The sequence below is a fragment of the Amycolatopsis pittospori genome (assembly GCF_013870525.1).
GTDB lineage: Bacteria > Actinomycetota > Actinomycetes > Mycobacteriales > Pseudonocardiaceae > Amycolatopsis > Amycolatopsis pittospori.
Genome location: NZ_JACBXD010000023.1, coordinates 1 through 17,789, shown reverse-complemented (window position 1 = coordinate 17,789; position 17,789 = coordinate 1). Strand labels below are relative to the sequence as shown.

Below are 17,789 nucleotides of genomic sequence, written 5' to 3'. Positions count from 1 at the left end.
TCAGATGCCGAGTGCTTCGCGGACCGCGTCGGCCGAAGCGCTGACGGTGGCCTTCGGGCCGACCTTGTCCTCGACTGCGTCGAGGGTCTTGAGGCCGTCGCCGGTGATCAGCAGGACGATCTCCTCGTCCGGGTTGAGCTTGCCGGTCTCGATGAGTTTCTTGGCCGTCGCCACGGTGACGCCGCCGGCGGTCTCGGTGAAGACGCCTTCGGTGCGAGCGAGCAGCCGGATGCCCTCGACGACCTCTTCGTCGGTGACGTCCTCGATCGAGCCGCCGGTGCGGTTCACCACGTCGAGGACGTAGGGGCCGTCGGCCGGGTTGCCGATCGCCAGCGAGCGGGCGATCGTGTCCGGCTTGACCGGCTGGACGACGTCGTGACCTGCGCGGAACGCGGCCGAGACGGGAGAGCAGCCGGTGGCCTGCGCGCCGAACACCTTGTACGGCGTTTCGTCGACGAGGCCGAGCTGACCGAACTCGCGGAAACCCTTGTCCACCTTGGTGAGCTGGGAACCGGAGGCGATCGGCACCACGATCTGCTGGGGAAGCCGCCAGCCGAGCTGCTCGGCGACCTCGAAGGCCAGCGTCTTGGAGCCTTCGGAGTAGTAGGGCCGGACGTTCACGTTGACGAACGCCCAGCTCTCCTGCTCGGCGGCGAGCTGGGTGGCGAGCCGGTTGACGTCGTCGTAGTTGCCGTCGACCGCGATCAGGTCGCCGTCGTACACGGCGGTGGTGAGGATCTTGGCGCGCTCGAGGGTCTTCGGGATCAGCACGACCGACCGCCAGCCGGCGCGGGCCGCCGCGGCGGCGACCGCGTTGGCCAGGTTGCCGGTCGACGGACAGGCGAGTACGTCGAACCCGAACTCGCGGGCGGCCGCGAGAGCGACGGCGACCACGCGGTCCTTGAACGAGTGGGTCGGGTTACCGGTGTCGTCCTTGACCCAGACCTTCTTGACGCCCAGCGCTTTCGCGAGCCTGTCGGCCTGGATGAGCCGGGTGGCGCCGGGTTCGGTGTTGGGGATCTCTTCGACGTTCGAGGGCACCGGGAGGAGCTTCTTGTAGCGCCAGATGTTCTTCGGCCCGGCTTCGATGTCTTCGCGGCGCACGCGGCCGAAGTCGTAGGCGACCTCGAGCGGTGAGAAGTCTTCGGCGGAGACGAATTCCGGGGCGAGCGGCTGCCGGTGTCCCTCTTCCTTCGACACCAGTTCGACGGCCGGTCCGAGATCCGGGGTCTTGGTGGTGGAGGTCGTGCCGAGGGTTGCGGTCATCGCGAGGTCCTTTCCTCATCTGCCCCGCCGAGGCGGGCCGGAATTGGCACCGTGATCGTCAGCTACCCCGCGATCGCGGGATGACAGGCTGACGCCGGTTGCCGGGGCTTCATCGGGCCGTTCCCTCTGCCCCTCTGGATGAGCGGTATTCGATTGTCGGCACGCGCAAGATCGCGTCGCCTCGCTAACACCGTACGACATGGGGCTCGCGTGGGGCCACCGTGCCCGGAACACATCACCGGACAAAGCACACGAGAGGAGGAATGGCAGGATCGTCACCGTGACGACGCAAGCTTCCGCCCCATCGCCGCTGGTCCTGGTCCTCGGTGAGGAGGAGCTGCTGATCGAACGCGCGGTCCGCTCCGCTTCGGACGCGGCCAAAGCGGCCGATCCGACGGCGGATCTCACCCGGATCCGGGTGTCGGACCTCACAGTTCCCGCACTCGCGGAGATGGTCAGCCCCTCACTGTTCGCCGAAGGCCGGGTCATCGTCCTCGACTCCGCGCACGACATCTCGCAGGAGCTCTCCGACGGGGTGATGGCCTACATCAAGGCGCCCGCGGACGGCATCGTGCTCGTCGTCGTGCACAGCGGAGGTGGCCGGAGCAAAGCCGCGAAGGCGTTGCCCGGTGCGCTGAAGAAGGCCGGGGCGGAGATCGTCGAATGCCCGAAACTGACCAAGCCCGCTGAACGGGAATCCTTTGTCCGCAACGAGGTCCGCCGGGTGGGCGGGAAGATCGACGGCGCGGCCGTGCTCGCGTTGATCGACGCCGTCGGCTCGGACCTCCGCGAGCTGTCGTCGGCCGCGACCCAGCTCGTCGCGGACGCCGGCGGGACGGTCGACGAGCAGGCCGTGCGCCGCTATCACCGGGGCCGCGCGGACGTGAACGGGTTCGCCGTCGCCGAGAAGGCCGTCGCGGGGGACCGGACGGCGGCACTGGAGTCGCTGCGCTGGGCGATGCAGCTGGGAGTCCCGCACGTACTGGTCGCGGACGCCCTCGCCGATGCCGTCCGCACGATCGCGCGGGTGTCCGGCGCGGGGCGCGGGAACCCGAACCAGATGGCGGGTGAGCTGGGGATGCCGCCGTGGAAGGTGCGCAAGGCGCAGGGCCAGGCCCGGGGCTGGGGGCAGGACGGCCTCGCCACCGCGATGCGGATCGTCGCCCGGCTCAACGCCGAGGTCAAAGGCGTGGCGGCCGATCCGGAGTACGCGCTCGAACGCGCTGTCCTCCAGGTCGTCGAGGCTCACGGCACGAGCCGCTGACCTGACGGAAAAGGGCCCCGGCGACTCGCGTCGCCGGGGCCCTTTTCGAAAGCCGATCAGAGAGAGTTCGCGCGCTTCGCGATCGCGGACTTCTTGTTGGCGGCCTGGTTGGCGTGCAGGACGCCCTTGGAGACGGCCTTGTCCAGCTTCTGGGCCGCGTCCTTCTGCAGTTCCAGGGCCTTGGCCTTGTCGCCGGAGTCGGCGGCCTCGCGGAACTTGCGGATCGCGGTCTTCACCGAGGACCGGATCGCCTGGTTACGCTGACGCGCCTTCTCGTTGGTGGTGATGCGCTTGATCTGCGACTTGATGTTGGCCACGGGGGCGCTCCTCTTGAATCTCTCGGTGGTTTCGTCACCGCGCTATACCGGCCCTGCGCGCTCGAAAGCGGCGCGGGTTTCCTCCATGACGGAATGCCACACGGCGACGAAGGGCCCAGCTTAACAGCCGTGCCGGGGCGGATCGCGGCCGCCTCCGGGTGGGCGGCTGCGGTACGGTGAAGATCGTAGTGCCTAGGGTTCCGCCGCCTGCCCGTTCGGGAAACACACAATCAGGGCAGGGGGGACCGGTCCGAGCGGCACCATCGGCGGGGCCGGAAGCGCCGCCGTTCATCTGACGGGACAAAAGCCTGGAGGACCCCGTTTTCCGCATGCGCGGAGGACGTGAAAGGTCCGTTGTGAACGCCACCGCTTTGTCCTTCGTCATCGCCGCCGCCGTCATCCACGCGGGCTGGAACCTGGCCGCCAAACGGATCCGTCGCGGCGGAGCCCGGTTCGTCTGGGCGTACTACAGCCTCTCGGCGGTCCTGCTCATCCCTGTCATGGTGGTTTCGCTGGCCATCGAGCCGCATCGTCCACAGTGGACGTGGTTGCTCGCCGCCGCGGTCACGGCGGTGTTGCACGTCACCTATGGGGTGGTCCTCCAGCGTGGGTACGCCGTCGGTGATCTTTCCGTCGTCTACCCCCTCGCGCGCGGTACCGGGCCGTTGATCTCGGTGCTCGCGGCCGTGGTGCTGCTCGGTGAGCGGCCCGGGCCACTCGGCCTGGTGGGGGCGTTCCTCGTGATCGCCGGGGTGCTGGTCATCGGCACCGGGCGGTCCCCGGCGGGCGCCGACGCCGCCGACCGCTCGGCTCGTCGCAAGGGGGTGGTGTACGGACTCCTGACCGGGGTGACGATCGCCGGCTACACGCTGTGGGACGCGCATTCGGTCACCGGTCTCGGCGTTCCGCCGATCGTCTATTTCGGAACCGGCGCGATCGTGCAGAGCCTGCTGATGGCGCCGTACGCGCTGAAGGACCGTGAGGAGGTCTCGTGGCTCTGGCGTGAGCACAAGCGCGAAGTCCTCATCGTGGGTCTGCTCTCACCGGTCGCTTACCTGCTGGTGCTCTACGCCCTCCAGATCGCCCCGGTGAGCCTCGTCGCTCCCGCGCGGGAGCTGAGCATCGTCCTGGGCGGCTTGGCCGCCTGGCTGGTCCTGAGGGAGGCGAACGCCGTCCGCAGGCTGGCCGGGTCGGTGGTCGTCCTGGCGGGCATCACCGCGATTGCGATGGCCTGAACGCATCCGGTAGGGATTGAGTCATGGACGTGCTGAGCAGCAGGGTGCTGATCCACCCGAAGGACAACGACGTGTCGACGGCGTTCTATCGGGACACCCTGGGCCTGGCGATCGACAAGGAGTTCCCCGGCGGGACGGTGTTCTTCGCCGGGAACGGGTCGATCGAGATCGTGGGGACCGGGGAGACCGGTCCGACTCCCGACGTCGTCCTTTGGCTCCAGGTCAGGGACCTGCCCGCGGCGCTTGAGGAGCTCGCCGCCAAGGGCGTGGACCCGGTCCGCGAAGCGCGACGTGAACCCTGGGGCCTGGACGAGGCGTGGATCGCCGACCCGGACGGCACCAGGATCGTGCTGGTCGAAGTACCGCGCGAGCATCCGCTCCGCACGGACCCGCGTTAGGCCGCGGGTCAGACGGAGGGTTTGACCGCGCGCAGCTGAGCGGCGAGGGACGCGCCGAACCCCGGCGGTTCCCAGGTCCAGGTCTGCAGGTCGACGAAGCCGGCGGCGGCCGCTTCGTCGGCCAGCTCGTGCCGGGACACCGGCAGCCACTTCTCGTGCGAGGACAGCAGCAGCCTGCCGCCCGGGCGCAGCACCCGGAACAGCTCGGCGAAGCCTGCCGTCCGGTCTTCCCAGAGCTGCACGTTGTTGACGGTGAGGACCACGTCCACGCTCTCGTCCGGCTCTCCCGTGGAGTCCGCGGCCCCGCGCCGCAGCTCCACGGCTTCGCCGCACCGGCGGCGGGAGCGGGCGAGCATCTCCGGGGACGGGTCGACGCCGATGGCGCGACCGGCGCGCTCGGCGGCCGCCTGCAGGCCGACACCTGGGCCGGGGCCCACGACGAGGGCGGTTTCGGTGGATGCGATCGACGCCAGTTCGACGACTCTGAGTTCGGTGGCGGCGTTGCCGTGCGCCATCGCCAAGCCGCCGAACCGGCCGAGCAGTCCCCTGGGATGGCCGAACGTCTTGTCGAGCATCTGGGTCAGTGAATTACTCATACTTCGAGGGCACCACAGCTCACCACGGGCCGCATCGGGGATGACCCCCACTCGCACCCGGAGCGGCATGGGAGCATAGAGGTGGCACACCCCGACCTTCGCGAGGAAACCCGTTGACGACGTTCGCCGACACGACCTTCACGCCCCCGGAGCTCATCCGGAACTTCTGCATCATCGCGCACATCGACCACGGCAAGTCGACCCTGGCCGACCGCATGCTGCAGCTCACCGGCGTGGTCGAGGAACGGGCCATGCGAGCCCAGTACCTCGACCGGATGGACATCGAGCGGGAACGCGGGATCACCATCAAGGCGCAGAACGTGCGCCTGCCCTGGAAGGTCGACGGTCAGGACCACGTCCTGCACATGATCGACACCCCCGGCCACGTCGACTTCACCTACGAGGTCTCTCGCGCGCTCGAAGCGTGTGAAGGTGCCGTCCTGCTGGTCGACGCGGCGCAGGGGATCGAGGCGCAGACCCTCGCGAACCTGTACCTCGCGCTGGAGAACAACCTCCAGATCATCCCGGTGCTGAACAAGATCGACCTGCCGTCCGCGGACCCGGACAAGTACGCCGCCGAGATCGCGCACATCATCGGCTGCGAGCCGTCGGATGTGCTGCGCGTCTCCGCCAAGACCGGTGTGGGGGTCGGTGATCTGCTCGACGCGGTCGTGAAGCAGGTGCCCGCTCCGCAGGGTGACGCGGACGCTCCGGCGCGCGCGATGATCTTCGACTCGGTGTACGACACCTACCGGGGCGTCGTGACCTACATCAGGGTCGTCGACGGCAAGATCACCCCGCGCGAGCGGATCAAGATGATGTCCACCGGTGCCACGCACGAGCTGCTGGAAGTCGGGATCATCTCGCCGGAGCCCAAGGCCAGCAAGGGGCTCGGCGTCGGCGAGGTCGGGTACCTGATCACCGGTGTGAAGGACGTCCGCCAGTCCAAGGTCGGCGACACCGTGACGTCCGAGCGTCAGGGCGCGAAGGAGGCTCTCGCGGGCTACCGCGAGCCGAAGCCGATGGTCTACTCCGGACTGTATCCGGTGGACGGGTCGGACTACCCCGAGCTGCGTGAGGCCCTGGACAAGCTCCAGCTCAACGACGCCGCGCTGGACTACGAGCCCGAGACGTCGGTGGCGCTCGGCTTCGGCTTCCGTTGCGGGTTCCTCGGCCTGCTGCACCTGGAGATCACCCGTGACCGCCTGGAGCGCGAATTCGGCCTCGACCTGATCTCCACCGCGCCGAACGTGGTCTACGACGTCGTGCTGGACGACGGCAAGGAAATCCACGTCACCAACCCGTCGGACTGGCCGACCGGCAACAAGATCGACAAGGTGCTCGAACCGGTCAGCAAGGTGAGCATCCTGGCGCCGTCGGAGTTCATCGGCACGATCATGGAGCTGTGCCAGAACAAGCGCGGCTCGCTGCTCGGCATGGACTACCTGTCCGAAGACCGGGTCGAACTGCGGTACAACCTCCCCCTGGGTGAGATCATCTTCGACTTCTTCGACACGCTGAAGTCGCGTACGCGCGGCTACGCGTCGCTGGACTACGAAGAGGCGGGCTCGCAGGCGGCAGACCTGGTCAAGGTGGACATCCTGCTGCAGGGCGAGGGTGTCGACGCGTTCTCCGCGATCGTGCACAAGGACGACGCCTACAACTACGGCAACCGCATGGTGAACCGGCTCCGCGAACTGATCCCGCGGCAGAACTTCGAGGTGCCCATCCAGGCCGCCATCGGCGCCCGGATCATCGCCCGCGAGACCATCCGCGCGATCCGCAAGGACGTGCTCGCGAAGTGTTACGGCGGTGACATCTCGCGTAAGCGCAAGCTGCTGGAAAAGCAGAAGGAAGGCAAGAAGCGGATGAAGACCGTCGGCCGGGTCGAGGTTCCGCAAGAGGCCTTCGTCGCCGCACTGTCCACTGAGGACAACGGCAAGAAGAAGTAGGTTTTCCACGAAAAGGGCCGCCCGGCAACGCTTCGGGCGGCCCTTTTCGTGTCAGCGGTTGCCGGTGACGCGGTTCGCCGTGACGAAGACGGCGACGCGACGTTCGGCGGCCATCACGCGGTCGTATTCGTCCCAGTCGTCATGGCTTCCGGTCGCCGCGATGAAGACGTCGCGCAACAGCCGGGGGAGTCCGGCGGGGTCGAAGTCCGGGTCCGGGTCGTCCGGGCCGATGAGGTGGGTGGTGCCCTGCACCGCCGCCCATTCCCAGCCTCGGCGGAAGGTGATCGTGGCGTGGCCCGCCCGGCGGAACAGGTCGAGCTTCTTCACTCCGCCCATCGCGACGAAGCCGATCCCCAACGCCTTCGTGACCGGGTCTTCGACGACTCCGGCGTTCACCACCGACGAGTGCACGGTGCCGTCCGCGCGAACCGTCGCGACGGTCGCGAGTCCGTTTTCACGCAAGGAAAGAGTGCGAACCAGTTCGAGATCAGCGGCCATGGACCCACCGTAGCGCTCGGTCAGCCGTCCGCGGGAGACGAACGGCCGCCGGTTCGATGGGTCGCCAGCGAGGTCCGGAGTGCCCTGACGGTCTGATCGAACTTCGGCGCGGGTTGCCAGAAGAGACCGGGATGGGACTCGTCTCCGTCCGACCAGGAGGAGACGGGCCGGGTTCCCCAACCCTGGAGTCCCGTCACGACCCGGCGGCCGTCGCGGAGCTCGACGACGAGGATCGGACGGCCGGTTCCGAAGTCATCGGTCTTCGAGATCACGACGAATTCAGCGATGTCGTCCCATGCGATACGCCGCCAGCTATAGAGATGGCCGTCCAGTCGGATCAGGATCCCGCCCGGCCGCTGGAAAACGACGGGCGCGGCAATCCAGCAGCTCATCGCCAGCCAGAAGAGCAGGAACGGCGCCACGTAGAGCGGGGAACCAACGTCTTGCCTCTCGGCCAGTGCGGTCACGTAGGCGATGGACATGAGGAGGCCCACGCCGATGAAGATCGCACCGCCGATCTCGTGAATGGCGAAGCGGCGTCTTCGGGCCTTCACCGGAAAAACCCCATGCCGCAAAGCCTAAGAGAAGACGGCCGGGGCCGGTGGTTTTCTGCGAATCCCACCGGCCCCGGCGGTGATCAGCAGGTGCCGTTGTCGCGCCAGACGCCCCATTGGCCGCCCGCGCCGGGCTCCTCGCCTTGAGTCCACCATTGCGCCGTCCACTTGTGCCCGTTGTGGGAGACGGTCGCTCCGCCGGTGTAGACGGAAGCGCGGTCCCAGGCGGGGAGTGAGCAGGTGCCCGGGTTGGTGGAGCCGGTTTCCCAGGGCACCTGGCTCGACGCGTAGTAGCCGATTCCCTGCGCCTGCCAGCGCTGGGCCTGCGCGCCGAGGCGGACCCGGAAGACGCTCCAGTCGTGCGTCGACCACGGCGACCAGCCGAGTTCGGCGTGCGCCGGGAGCCTCGGGAAGGCGAGGTAGTCGATGTTCGCCGGGGTCACCACGGTTTCGGTCCACAGCGGGGATTCGACGCCGCGGACGGCCGATTCGGGCACGCCGGAGAGGTAGGCGCCCGGGTTCCAGTTGTAGGCGTCCTGGACCTCGATGTAGCCCGCCCAGGAGAGCCCGATCGGCGTGCTGGAGTTGTACTTCATGTCCAGGTACGCCTTGTTCGCCGGGGACAGGATCACCTTGCTTCCGCGGGCGACGGCGTTCGAGACCTCTGTGCTGGACGTCGTCGTGCCCCAGAACTGCGGGGTGGCCGTGGCGGGCAGGGTGGCCTTGCCGATCTCGTGCCAGCCGACGACCTGCTTGCCGTTGGCCGCCACCATCGGCAGCACGCGGTTCATGAAGGTGCGGTAGTCCGCGTCGCTGGTGGCCTGCGCCTCGTCACCGCCGAGGTGGAAGTACGGGCCGGGCGTCAGCGCGGCGACCTCCCGGATGACGTCAGCGACGAAGGTGTAGGTGATCTCCTTCGAGATGCACAGCGAGCTGTAGCCGACCGCGGTGTCGGTGCGCAGCGGCGGCGCGGTGTTGTTGCAGTTCAGCTCGGCGTACGAGGCCAGGGCGGCGTTGGTGTGCCCCGGCATGTCGATCTCGGGGATGACCGTGATGAACCGCGAAGCCGCGTAGTTCACGATCTCGGTGTACTGCGCCTTGGTGTAGTAGCCGCCGGCGCCACCGCCGACCTGGGTGCTGCCGCCGTAGGTGGTCAGGCGTGGCCAGCTGTCGATCTGGATCCGCCAGCCCTGGTCGTCGGCCAGGTGCAGGTGCAGATTGTTGATCTTGTACTGCGCCAGCTGGTCGATGTACCGCTTGACGCTCGCCACGGGGTGGAAGTGCCGGGCGACGTCGAGCATCGCGCCGCGATAGGCGAACCGCGGGTAGTCGAGGATGTTCGCGCCCGGGATCGTCCAGGGGCCCGCCTGCACGGTCGGGCTCTCGACCTTGCCCGGCAGCAACTGCCGCAGCGTCTGGACGCCGCCGAAGAGGCCCTGTGCCGTCGTCGCGCGCAGGATGACCGAAGCGGACGTCGAGTTCAGTTGGTAGCCCTGGTCGCCGACGCTCGGGTTGGCGCCGGACAGCAGGAGCGAGATGCCGTCGGCAGGCGTACCCGAAGGGGCGTCGGAGACAGGCAGGGCGAAGCCGGTGGACTTGCGCAGGACCTCGGCGAGGTAGTCGCCGACGGCCTTGGCCGGCGCCGAACCGGCCTGGGTGTAGATCTTCGTGTTCGCGGTCAGGGAGTGGTCGGAGCCGGTGACGGCTTGGGCCGAGACCGGAACGGGGACGATCGACTGCAGCGGCGGGGTCGCCGCGTCGGCGACCGGGGCGGCAGCGGTGGTGACGCCGGCGAGCAGCGCCACCCCGACGAAGGCGCGACTCAGGCGCGCTCTCAAGGTCTTCACCAGGGCCTCCTGGGGACGGGAGAGACGTGACCCGCGTCACGACTGGTCCGATCGTCGCATTTTCCGGCTTAAAGGTCTAGACCACCAGGGAGGAACCTGGGAGTGACTCGAACGTCACATACCGTGTCGCCGACGGAGGACTATCGTCGGATTCGTGTTCGAGCAACTGCGTTTCCCGGTGATCGCGGCTCCGATGGCGGGCGGGCCGACCACTCCCGAGCTCGTGGCCGCGGTGACCGCGGCGGGCGGTTTCGGCTTCCTCTCCGGCGGCTACCTCAGCGCCGATGCCCTCGAGGACCGGATAGCCAAGACGGCCGAGCTGACCGGTGAACCGTTCGGTGTGAACCTGTTCGTCCCGGGCGGAGCCACCGAGGCGGACCTCGGCGGGCACATCGAACGCTGGCGCGCGGAGGCGGACCGCTACGGCGTCGAGCCTGGCGAACCGAAGTGGGACGACGACGCGTACGCCGCGAAACTGGAAGTCGTCCTGGAGCGGAAGGTGCCGGTGGTTTCCTTCACCTTCGGCACGCCTTCGTCCGAGGACGTCGAACGGCTGCAGGCCAACGGCGGCAAGGTGGCGGTCACCGTCACCAGCCCGGCGGAGGCGGACCGGGCCGTGGCGGTCGGAGCGGACGCGCTCGTGGTCCAGGGATTCGAAGCCGGAGCGCATCGAGGGACCTTCACCGACGAACCGGGAGCCGAAGGCGGGGGAGCGCAGTACGGCGTGCTCAGCCTGCTTCGCTTGGTTTCGGCGCGGACGGAGTTGCCGCTCGTCGCGACCGGCGGTCTGGTGCACGGCGCCGATATCGCCGCGGTACTGGCGGCGGGGGCCGTCGCGGCCCAGCTGGGTACCGCGTTCCTGCGTGCGGACGAGGCCGGGACGCAGCCCGGGCACCGGCAGGCACTGGAAGACGGTGGCAGGCCGACCGCGTTCACCAGGGCGTTCAGCGGACGTCCCGCCCGCGCGCTGGTCAATCGCGCGGTTTCGGAGTTCTCGGCCACCGCTCCGTCGGCGTATCCGGAGGTCAACAACCTGACCAAACCGGTCCGCGCCGCGGCGGGGAAGGCGGGGGATCCCGAGGTCATGTCCCTCTACGCCGGACAGACCTACGAACTCGCGGGCTCCGGTCCGGCGGCGGCGATCGTCGACCGCCTCCAGACCGAAGCCCGCGAAGCCGTTACGCGTTTGAGTCGTCTCCGCTGACCTGCTTCGCGTCGCCGTTGTTCGCGTTCATCGCGGAGTGACGGCGGCTGTAGGCGAAGTAGATGATCAGGCCGATGGCGAACCAGATCCCGAACCGCAGCCAGGTCTCCGGGTTCAGGAACGTGATCAGCCAGATCGAGAAGACGACGCCGATGATCGGCACCACCGGCATACCCGGGGTCTTGAAGGTGCGCGGCAGGTCCGGCTGCTTGTAGCGCAGCACGATCACCGCGATGCAGACGACGACGAACGCGAGCAGGATGCCGATGTTCGTCAGTTCGGCGGCTTCGCCGATGGGCAGCAGGCCCGCGATGAGCGCCGACGCGACGCCGAGGACCCAGGTCATCCGGCTCGGCACCTTGCGCACCGGATGGGTCTTGCTGAACCACTTGGGCAGCAGCCCGTCCCGGCTCATCGAGTAGCCGACGCGGCTCGCGCCCATGAGGAAGGTGAACAGCACCGTGGTGATACCGATGATCGCGCCGACCGCGATGATCAGGCCCAGCCACTTCATCCCGATACCGGCGAAGGCGCTGGAGAACGCGGCCTCGCTGTCGATGTCCTTGTAGTTGACCATCCCGGTCAGGACCAGGCAGGCCATCACGTAGAGCACCATCGAGATGGCGAGCGAGTAGATGATCGCCTTCGGCATGTGCTTCTGGGAGTCGGTCGATTCCTCGGCCGCGGTGGACATGGCGTCGTAGCCGAAGACCGCGAAGAACACCGTCGCCGCGCCGGTGAACGCGCCGCTGAGGCCGAACGGGAAGAAGTTCGAGTAGTTGTCGGTGTTGATGTGGAAGACGCCGACGACGATCACCAGCAGGACCAGGCCGACCTTCAGGTAGACCAGCAGCGTCTCGAACCGGGCCGCGTTCTTCATGCCCTGGTTGAGGATGAAGGCGATCAGCAGGCACAGCAGCACGGCGAACAGGTTGATCTTGTAGGACCCCGCCTCGACGCCGGCCTTTTCGGTGCCTGGAGCACCCAGCATCCAGGTCGGCAGGTCGATGTTGAGATAGCCCAGCAACTCGTTGAAGTAGCCGGAGATGCCGATCGCGACCACCGCCACGATCGCGGTGTACTCCAGGAGCAGGTCCCAGCCGATGAACCAGCCGACGATCTCGCCCAGCACGGTGTACCCGTAGGTGTAGGCGGATCCGGCGCGCGGGATCAGCCCGGCGAACTCGGCGTAGGAGAACGCCGCGGCCGCGCTGGCGATCCCCGCGATCAGGAACGAGATGAGCACGGCGGGGCCGGCCGTCTCGTTCGCGACCGCGCCGGCCAGGGAGAAGATCCCCGCGCCGATGATGCCGCCGACGCCGATCGCGGTCAGCTGCCGCAGACCCAGCGTGCGCTGGAGCCCACCGCCGCCGTCACTGAGTTCTTGGATCTGCTCGATCGGTTTGCGGCGGAATACCCCGGATCCCGAGCCCAGGCTGCGCGGTGCGGACATCGTCGTCTCCCAACAGGTTCGTGCCCTTCGGACTGGGTCACAGTCCGAATGGCACCGTACTGGCAGACGGGAGATCGCACCTATCCGGCGACGGTGTCCTCGCTCACTTCGGCCGCCATGCGCGACGCGATCTTCGCGGGCCTGGACGCGCTGGCGGAGAAGTAGGTCAGCAGCTCCGAGATCTCGACGGGGTCGTCGAGCTGGGGGCAGTGGCCCCAGTCTTCGCGGACCATCAGCCTGCTGTGCGGGACCAGCGCGTGCAGCTGCCGTCCGGAGGCGGCGCTGACCAGCTTGTCCTTGCCGCAGACGACCACCAGGAGCGGGACACGGACCGCTTCGAGCCGGTACGCGTCCGCCAGCTCTTCGACGAGTTGCCTCGCTTGTTCGAGCCGGCTGGTGGTGGAGCGGTAGTCGGGGAACAGCGACGTGAACCGGCGTACCTGCCCGGCGTCCGCGGCGGCGGCGTCGGCGTAGAGCAGCCGGGGGACGACCTGCTCGGCGACGGCGCGCACGAGGAAGCCGGGGATCGGCAGCGGCAGGGCCGAGTACATCCGCAGCGGCAGCGGATAGCGGGCCACGGTGCGGATCAGCCAGCTGTCCACGAAACCGGGCGCGGCGATCGACACCACGCCGGCGACCGGCAGCCGGTGGTTCTCGGCGGCGCGCAGGCTCATCGTGCCGCCGAGCGAGTTGCCGGCGAGCACGACCGTGCCGAGTACGGCCTGTTCCTTGATGACGGCCGCGGCGAAGGCGTCCAGCTGCGGCAGCATCGGGCCCGGCCGCAGTGGCTGTGCGTCACCGAAGCCCGGTAGATCGACCGCGACCGCCGGGATCCCGGCGGCCGCGAGCAGTTCCAGAACCGGGCGCCAGGTGTCGGCGCTGTCGCAGTAACCGTGGAGCAGCACCAGCCTCGGTGCCGTCGGTTTGGCGTGCCCGCGCGCGGCCGTCCGCTTGCCGAGCACCCGGCGGGGCGCGCGGTCGGTGGATTCCACCGGCTGCGGCCCGACTTCGAGGACTCTGGTGCGGACACCGGCATAGCGCCGGAAAGAGACGCGGATCGGGTCGGTTTCGGTGGTGGTCCGGCCCCCCGGGTCCGCCGGTTCGGGCCGCTGCGTTGCGGTCATGGTTCAAGGTTAACCACGAGAGGTCGGATTTTGGTCGAACTTTGGTCGTGAAAAGCTCGCCAAGTCATAACATTCTTGACACTTGACAAGACCGCAAAATCACTGCTTGACCTGCGTGGACCGCGCGGACGTGCGCCGATGTGCGCGCTTGATCGCAGCGAGGGGGAGAAAACACCCCTCCGATCAATGCGTGAAAACCACCTTGCCTGAGGTTTCCCCGTCGAGCATGTTCTTAAACCCGGTTTCCGCTTCCGAGAACGGCAATTCCGCACCGATCTGCGGGCGGACGCCGGTGAGCTCCAGATAAGCGAGGAGATCGGTCAATTCGTCCCTGGTCCCCATCGTGGAACCCGCGATGCGCAGTTGCAGAAAGAACACACGTTGCAACTCCGCGTGAGCATCCGGACCGCTGGTGGAGCCGGAGACGACGATGATCCCGCCCGGTTTGAGCGACTTCACCGAGTGCGACCAGGTCGCCTTGCCGACCGTCTCGAAGACCGCGTCGACCCGCTCGGGCAACCGCGCGCCGGACTCAAAGGTCTGATGTGCGCCGAGATTCTCCGCCAGCGCACGCTTTTCTTCGCTACGCCCGGTCACCCAAACCCGGAAACCGGCCGCACGCCCGAGCTGGACGAGTGCCGTCGAGACGCCGCCGGAGGCGCCCTGGACGAGCATCGTCTGTCCCGGCCGCAGCCCGGACTTCACGAAGAGCATCCGGTAGGCCGTCAGCCAGGCCGTGCCCATGGTCGAGGCTTCGGCGAAGGTCAGGCCGGCCGGCTTCGGCACGACGTTGCGAGCCGGGACGACGACCTGCTCGGCGAAGGAACCCTGGTGCTTCTCGGTCAGCAGGGAGCGCTTCGGGTCGAGGGTGTCGTCGCCCTGCCAGCCCGGGGCGTTGATCACCGAGTGGAGGACGACCTCGGTGCCGTCGTCGAGGGTGCCGGCGCCGTCACAGCCCAGGATCATCGGGAACTGCTCGGGTTTGATGCCGACGCCGCGCAGCGTCCACAGGTCGTGCATGTTGAGGCTGGCGGCCTTGACGTAGACCCGCACCCAGCCTTCAGGCACGTCAGGCTCGGGGCGCTCGCCGATCACGAGCGAGTCCAGCGGCTTTTCGGCGTTGGGTTCGGAAGCGTAAACGGCGAACATGTCAGCAACCTACATGGCCTGACCGGCGGTGGCAGTGGGCGCGAGCGTAGGCTCACAGACGTGTTCAACGGGCTTGCTGACTGGTGGGACGGCGTCGAGCTGTGGCTCGCACAAGCCGCGTTCCCCGTACAGTTCGTGCTGGTCATGGTGGTCGTGGTGCCGCTGTGCCTCGGTGCCGCGTGGGTGCTCGACACGGTCTTCGGCAAGGTCGCCCGGCTCTTCGGCGCGGCCCGCGATGCCGACGGCCCCGACCGGTCCTCCTAAGCTGGCGCACCATGTTCAACCGTAGGCGGATCACCGCCGCCCTGATCGGCCTCATCGTGCTGGTGCTCGCCGGCTGGTTCGTCAAGGACGGCATCAGCGGTGACGACACGAAGAACTCTTCGGCTCCGGCGAGTTCGTCCGCTTCCGCCGGGCCGTCCGGCGAGGCCGGGGCGAGCCGGGCCAAGGGCAAGGTCGCGGGCGAGGAGTCCGGGCTCCAGGTCAAACCGCTCACCGGACTTCCCCCGCAGGCGTCCGACACCTGGCGCCTCATCAAGGCGGGCGGGCCGTACCCGTATCCGCGCAACGACGACGTCCTCTTCCAGAACCGGGAGAAGGTCTTGCCCGCCAAGGACTCCGGCTACTACCGGGAATACACGGTCAAGACACCGGGCAGCCCGGACCGAGGGGCCAGGCGGCTGGTGACCGGCTCGGCGAAGGAGCTGTACTACACCGAGGACCACTACAAGTCCTTCGTCGTAGTGGACACCAACCGATGAGCGCGGCGGAGAAGAGCGAGGCGGAAAAGGCCTTCGCGCGAGGTGCGCATCCGCATCCGATCGACGGCGGCAAGATGGTCGACAAGGCCTCCACGCTCGACGCGATCGCGGAGGCGCTGTCGTTCCCCGACTACTTCGGGAAGAATCTCGACGCGCTCTACGACTGCCTCACGGACCTGTCGTGGCTGCCGCCGGGTGAGCACGTGCTGATCTGGTCCGGCTCATCGGTGCTCAAGGACCGCGATCCCAAGGCGTACCTGGCCGTCCGGAGTGTGCTTTCCGACGCGCAGCGGGCGCTGGGGCCGACCGGTGACCGATCGGATTCCCGGCGCCTCACCGTCGTCCTGCCGGATTAGGCCTCCGGGACCCAGTTCGGCTTGCGCTTCTGCGCGAAGGCCGTGATGCCCTCCTGGCCCTCTTCGCTCGCGAAGAAGCCGGCGGACAGCTTGTTCATGGCCTCGAAGCCTTCGCCCGGGGTCGCCGGGCGAGGCCTGCTGAGCAGTTCCTTCGTCGCCGCGAGCGCCTTCGGGCCGCCGAGGGCGAGAGCCCTGACGTAGCGGGCGACCTCGCCGTCGAGTTCGTCCGCCGTGACGGCCGAGTTCAGCAGACCGATCTCGACGGCCCGCTTCGCGTCGAAGGTGTCGCCGGTGAGGAAGAGCTCGTGCGCGGCACGGGCGTTGAGCCGGGGCAGCACGGTCAGCGAGATGACGGCCGGCACGACACCGATCCGGACCTCGGAGAAGGCGAAGGTCGCTTCGTGGACGGCGACGGCGATGTCGGTCGCGGCCACCATGCCGATTCCACCGGCCCGCGCGGGCCCGGCCAGCTTCGCCACGACGGGCTTGGGACTGGTCCACAGCTGCTCGAGGATCTTCGGGAACTCGTTGACGCCCTGGTCGCCGGCACCGGCGCCCCGGGCCTCCTTGAGGTCCATCCCGGCGCAGAACACCGGCCCGGTGTGGGTGAGCACGATGACCCGGACCGCGTCGTCCGCCTGCGCCTTGTCGAGCGATTCGCTCAGCTCGCGTCGCAGCTGGGCGGAGAGCGCGTTGCGGTTGTGCGGGGAGTCCAAGGTGATCGTGGCGGTGCCGCCCACCACGTCGTAGTGCACCAGTTCGTCAGCCATGGCCACACCTTCGCACAGCGAGGTCGGACCGGGCAGGTGGCCTGCGCCACCCCGGGGAGGGTGGCGCAGGCACGGTTCAGCCGATCGTCGTCGTGGTGAAGGTCGGACTCGGGTTGGGGAAACAGGACGTCGGCGCCGAGACCTCGAAGCCCGCGCTGACGACCGCGGTGAAGGTCAGGCCCGGGTCGCCGTAGCCGCTGCCCGCCAGCTTCGTCTCGATGGTGCCGGACGAGCCCGCGGTGAGGTGCGCGGTCACGGTCGGCAGTTCGAACGTCGACCCGCCCGCGATCGGGCCGGGGAAGCTCAACGTCGCGACGCTGCCGGAGACGGTGATCTTCGGCGGGGTCGAGCCGATGCCGGAGCCGCCGGAGAGGTCGGCGCCGACCCAGCTCGAGTTGGCCGGGATCGGGATCTTCAGGGCGAAGTCCTTGATGTGCTTGACCTGGTAGCCGCTGACCTCGGCCGGGACGGTGTTGGCCGCCGGGTCGATGACGATGTCGAGTGCGGCACCCGGCGCGATCGTGGCCGGGGCGGTGACGTCGGCGTCCTGGTTCAGTTTGAGGTACTGGTTGCCGACGAGCGGGGGCTTCGCCTCGCAGTCGAAGACGACGGTGGTCGCCGCCGAAGCCGGGGTGGCCAGACCGATGAGCGGGACGATCGCGGCCGAAGCACAGACGAGGGCACGGAGGGCAGCCTTCATATTCCACCTACCTGAGGGTTCGATGGGGAGAGAAACCGAGCTGCGCAGCGCTTAGAGAGTTACCGGCAAGTTAAGTAAGTCGTCAAGAAATGGCCGTTCCCATACGCGGGGCGTCACGGAACTGGGAACGAGACCCACCGAAGATCGGCATCAAGCGCCCGAACGGGACGAAGGCGGTCTACTGCGACGATGAATCAGGCGGCGAGCTGGGCGGCCGCGACGTCGTAGCGTTCCAGGACGAGCCCGGCGATCCGCGGATCCGGGCCCAGCGGTCCGGCGACGATCACCGACGGATCGGCTTCGCGGGCCAGCCGTGCGATCCGGTCCGGCAGCAGGCCGGGCGCG

The 17,789-nt window shown here is 68.3% G+C and carries 19 protein-coding genes, 1 pseudogene and 1 riboswitch; of the genes and pseudogenes, 8 read left to right on the top strand and 12 right to left on the bottom strand.

Annotation, left to right across the window (positions count from 1 at the left end):
* Complete coding sequence (gene thrC / locus H5J31_RS15350; protein WP_181773246.1) at positions 1–1,266, bottom strand: threonine synthase; 1,266 nt, start codon at positions 1,264–1,266, stop codon at positions 1–3.
* A gap of 12 nt (positions 1,267–1,278) precedes the next feature.
* Positions 1,279–1,411, bottom strand: a riboswitch (SAM riboswitch).
* Between the two features lie 135 nt (positions 1,412–1,546).
* Here thrC and holA point away from each other — a divergent pair.
* Positions 1,547–2,530, top strand: a complete 984-nt coding sequence (gene holA / locus H5J31_RS15345; protein WP_181773245.1) for a DNA polymerase III subunit delta — start codon at positions 1,547–1,549, stop codon at positions 2,528–2,530.
* Positions 2,531–2,586: 56 nt separating this feature from the next.
* On the opposite strand, the gene rpsT is transcribed toward holA, so the two are convergent.
* Complete coding sequence (rpsT, locus tag H5J31_RS15340) at positions 2,587–2,847, bottom strand: 30S ribosomal protein S20 (protein WP_181773244.1); 261 nt, start codon at positions 2,845–2,847, stop codon at positions 2,587–2,589.
* Between the two features lie 329 nt (positions 2,848–3,176).
* On the opposite strand from rpsT, the gene H5J31_RS15335 reads away from it, so the two are divergent.
* Together H5J31_RS15335 and H5J31_RS15330 are read left to right on the top strand one after the other, a co-directional pair.
* Positions 3,177–4,082: an EamA family transporter gene (locus tag H5J31_RS15335; RefSeq protein ID WP_181773243.1), complete on the top strand. Its 906-nt coding sequence runs from the start codon at positions 3,177–3,179 to the stop codon at positions 4,080–4,082.
* Positions 4,083–4,105: 23 nt separating this feature from the next.
* Positions 4,106–4,480 (top strand): VOC family protein, encoded by a 375-nt coding sequence (locus H5J31_RS15330; protein WP_181773242.1) that lies wholly within the window; start codon positions 4,106–4,108, stop codon positions 4,478–4,480.
* An 8-nt stretch (positions 4,481–4,488) separates the two neighbouring features.
* Here H5J31_RS15330 and H5J31_RS15325 read toward each other — a convergent pair whose 3' ends face one another.
* The gene (locus H5J31_RS15325) at positions 4,489–5,076 is read right to left on the bottom strand and encodes a class I SAM-dependent methyltransferase (protein WP_181773241.1); all 588 of its coding nucleotides are present in this window, start codon (positions 5,074–5,076) and stop codon (positions 4,489–4,491) included.
* A 113-nt stretch (positions 5,077–5,189) separates the two neighbouring features.
* Here H5J31_RS15325 and lepA point away from each other — a divergent pair, with 113 nt between their 5' ends.
* Positions 5,190–7,028, top strand: a complete 1,839-nt coding sequence (gene lepA / locus H5J31_RS15320) for a translation elongation factor 4 (protein WP_181773240.1) — start codon at positions 5,190–5,192, stop codon at positions 7,026–7,028.
* A gap of 51 nt (positions 7,029–7,079) precedes the next feature.
* Here the strand turns inward: lepA and H5J31_RS15315 are convergent, their stop codons facing one another.
* The 3 genes from H5J31_RS15315 to H5J31_RS15305 all read right to left on the bottom strand — a co-directional run bounded on the left by H5J31_RS15315 (position 7,080) and on the right by H5J31_RS15305 (position 9,927).
* Positions 7,080–7,526 carry a pyridoxamine 5'-phosphate oxidase family protein gene (locus H5J31_RS15315; RefSeq protein ID WP_181773239.1) on the bottom strand — a complete coding sequence of 149 codons (447 nt, stop codon included), beginning with the start codon at positions 7,524–7,526 and terminating at the stop codon, positions 7,080–7,082.
* 20 nt (positions 7,527–7,546) lie between these two features.
* Complete coding sequence (locus H5J31_RS15310; RefSeq protein ID WP_181773238.1) at positions 7,547–8,080, bottom strand: hypothetical protein; 534 nt, start codon at positions 8,078–8,080, stop codon at positions 7,547–7,549.
* Positions 8,081–8,163: 83 nt separating this feature from the next.
* Positions 8,164–9,927: a family 20 glycosylhydrolase gene (locus H5J31_RS15305; RefSeq protein WP_181773237.1), complete on the bottom strand. Its 1,764-nt coding sequence runs from the start codon at positions 9,925–9,927 to the stop codon at positions 8,164–8,166.
* Positions 9,928–10,081: 154 nt separating this feature from the next.
* Here H5J31_RS15305 and H5J31_RS15300 point away from each other — a divergent pair, with 154 nt between their 5' ends.
* Positions 10,082–11,131: an NAD(P)H-dependent flavin oxidoreductase gene (locus H5J31_RS15300; RefSeq protein WP_181773236.1), complete on the top strand. Its 1,050-nt coding sequence runs from the start codon at positions 10,082–10,084 to the stop codon at positions 11,129–11,131.
* Here H5J31_RS15300 and H5J31_RS15295 read toward each other — a convergent pair.
* The 3 genes from H5J31_RS15295 to H5J31_RS15285 all read right to left on the bottom strand — a co-directional run bounded on the left by H5J31_RS15295 (position 11,106) and on the right by H5J31_RS15285 (position 14,857).
* Complete coding sequence (locus H5J31_RS15295) at positions 11,106–12,584, bottom strand: amino acid permease (RefSeq protein ID WP_181773235.1); 1,479 nt, start codon at positions 12,582–12,584, stop codon at positions 11,106–11,108. The two genes, H5J31_RS15300 and H5J31_RS15295, sit on opposite strands and share 26 nt — an antisense overlap.
* An 80-nt stretch (positions 12,585–12,664) precedes the next feature.
* Complete coding sequence (locus tag H5J31_RS15290) at positions 12,665–13,708, bottom strand: alpha/beta fold hydrolase (protein WP_181773234.1); 1,044 nt, start codon at positions 13,706–13,708, stop codon at positions 12,665–12,667.
* 183 nt (positions 13,709–13,891) lie between these two features.
* On the bottom strand, positions 13,892–14,857 hold the full coding sequence (locus tag H5J31_RS15285; RefSeq protein WP_181773233.1) for a zinc-binding dehydrogenase: 966 nt from the start codon (positions 14,855–14,857) through the stop codon (positions 13,892–13,894).
* 60 nt (positions 14,858–14,917) lie between these two features.
* Here H5J31_RS15285 and H5J31_RS15280 point away from each other — a divergent pair, with 60 nt between their 5' ends.
* From H5J31_RS15280 to H5J31_RS15270, 3 genes are read left to right on the top strand one after another with little or no spacing between them, the layout of a single operon-like run.
* Positions 14,918–15,121 carry a hypothetical protein gene (locus H5J31_RS15280; protein ID WP_181773232.1) on the top strand — a complete coding sequence of 68 codons (204 nt, stop codon included), beginning with the start codon at positions 14,918–14,920 and terminating at the stop codon, positions 15,119–15,121.
* An 11-nt stretch (positions 15,122–15,132) separates the two neighbouring features.
* Positions 15,133–15,618: a ribonuclease domain-containing protein gene (locus H5J31_RS15275; protein WP_181773231.1), complete on the top strand. Its 486-nt coding sequence runs from the start codon at positions 15,133–15,135 to the stop codon at positions 15,616–15,618.
* Positions 15,615–15,974, top strand: a complete 360-nt coding sequence (locus H5J31_RS15270) for a barstar family protein (protein ID WP_181773230.1) — start codon at positions 15,615–15,617, stop codon at positions 15,972–15,974. The genes H5J31_RS15275 and H5J31_RS15270 overlap by 4 nt, the downstream gene beginning before the upstream one ends.
* Here the strand turns inward: H5J31_RS15270 and H5J31_RS15265 are convergent.
* From H5J31_RS15265 to H5J31_RS39860, 3 genes and pseudogenes are all read right to left on the bottom strand, one after another.
* Positions 15,971–16,744: an enoyl-CoA hydratase-related protein gene (locus tag H5J31_RS15265; protein WP_181773229.1), complete on the bottom strand. Its 774-nt coding sequence runs from the start codon at positions 16,742–16,744 to the stop codon at positions 15,971–15,973. The two genes, H5J31_RS15270 and H5J31_RS15265, sit on opposite strands and share 4 nt — an antisense overlap.
* Positions 16,745–16,820: 76 nt before the next feature.
* The gene (locus H5J31_RS15260) at positions 16,821–17,444 is read right to left on the bottom strand and encodes a cyclase (protein WP_181773228.1); all 624 of its coding nucleotides are present in this window, start codon (positions 17,442–17,444) and stop codon (positions 16,821–16,823) included.
* 194 nt (positions 17,445–17,638) lie between these two features.
* Positions 17,639–17,789, bottom strand: a pseudogene (locus H5J31_RS39860) (sirohydrochlorin chelatase); the annotation flags it as partial.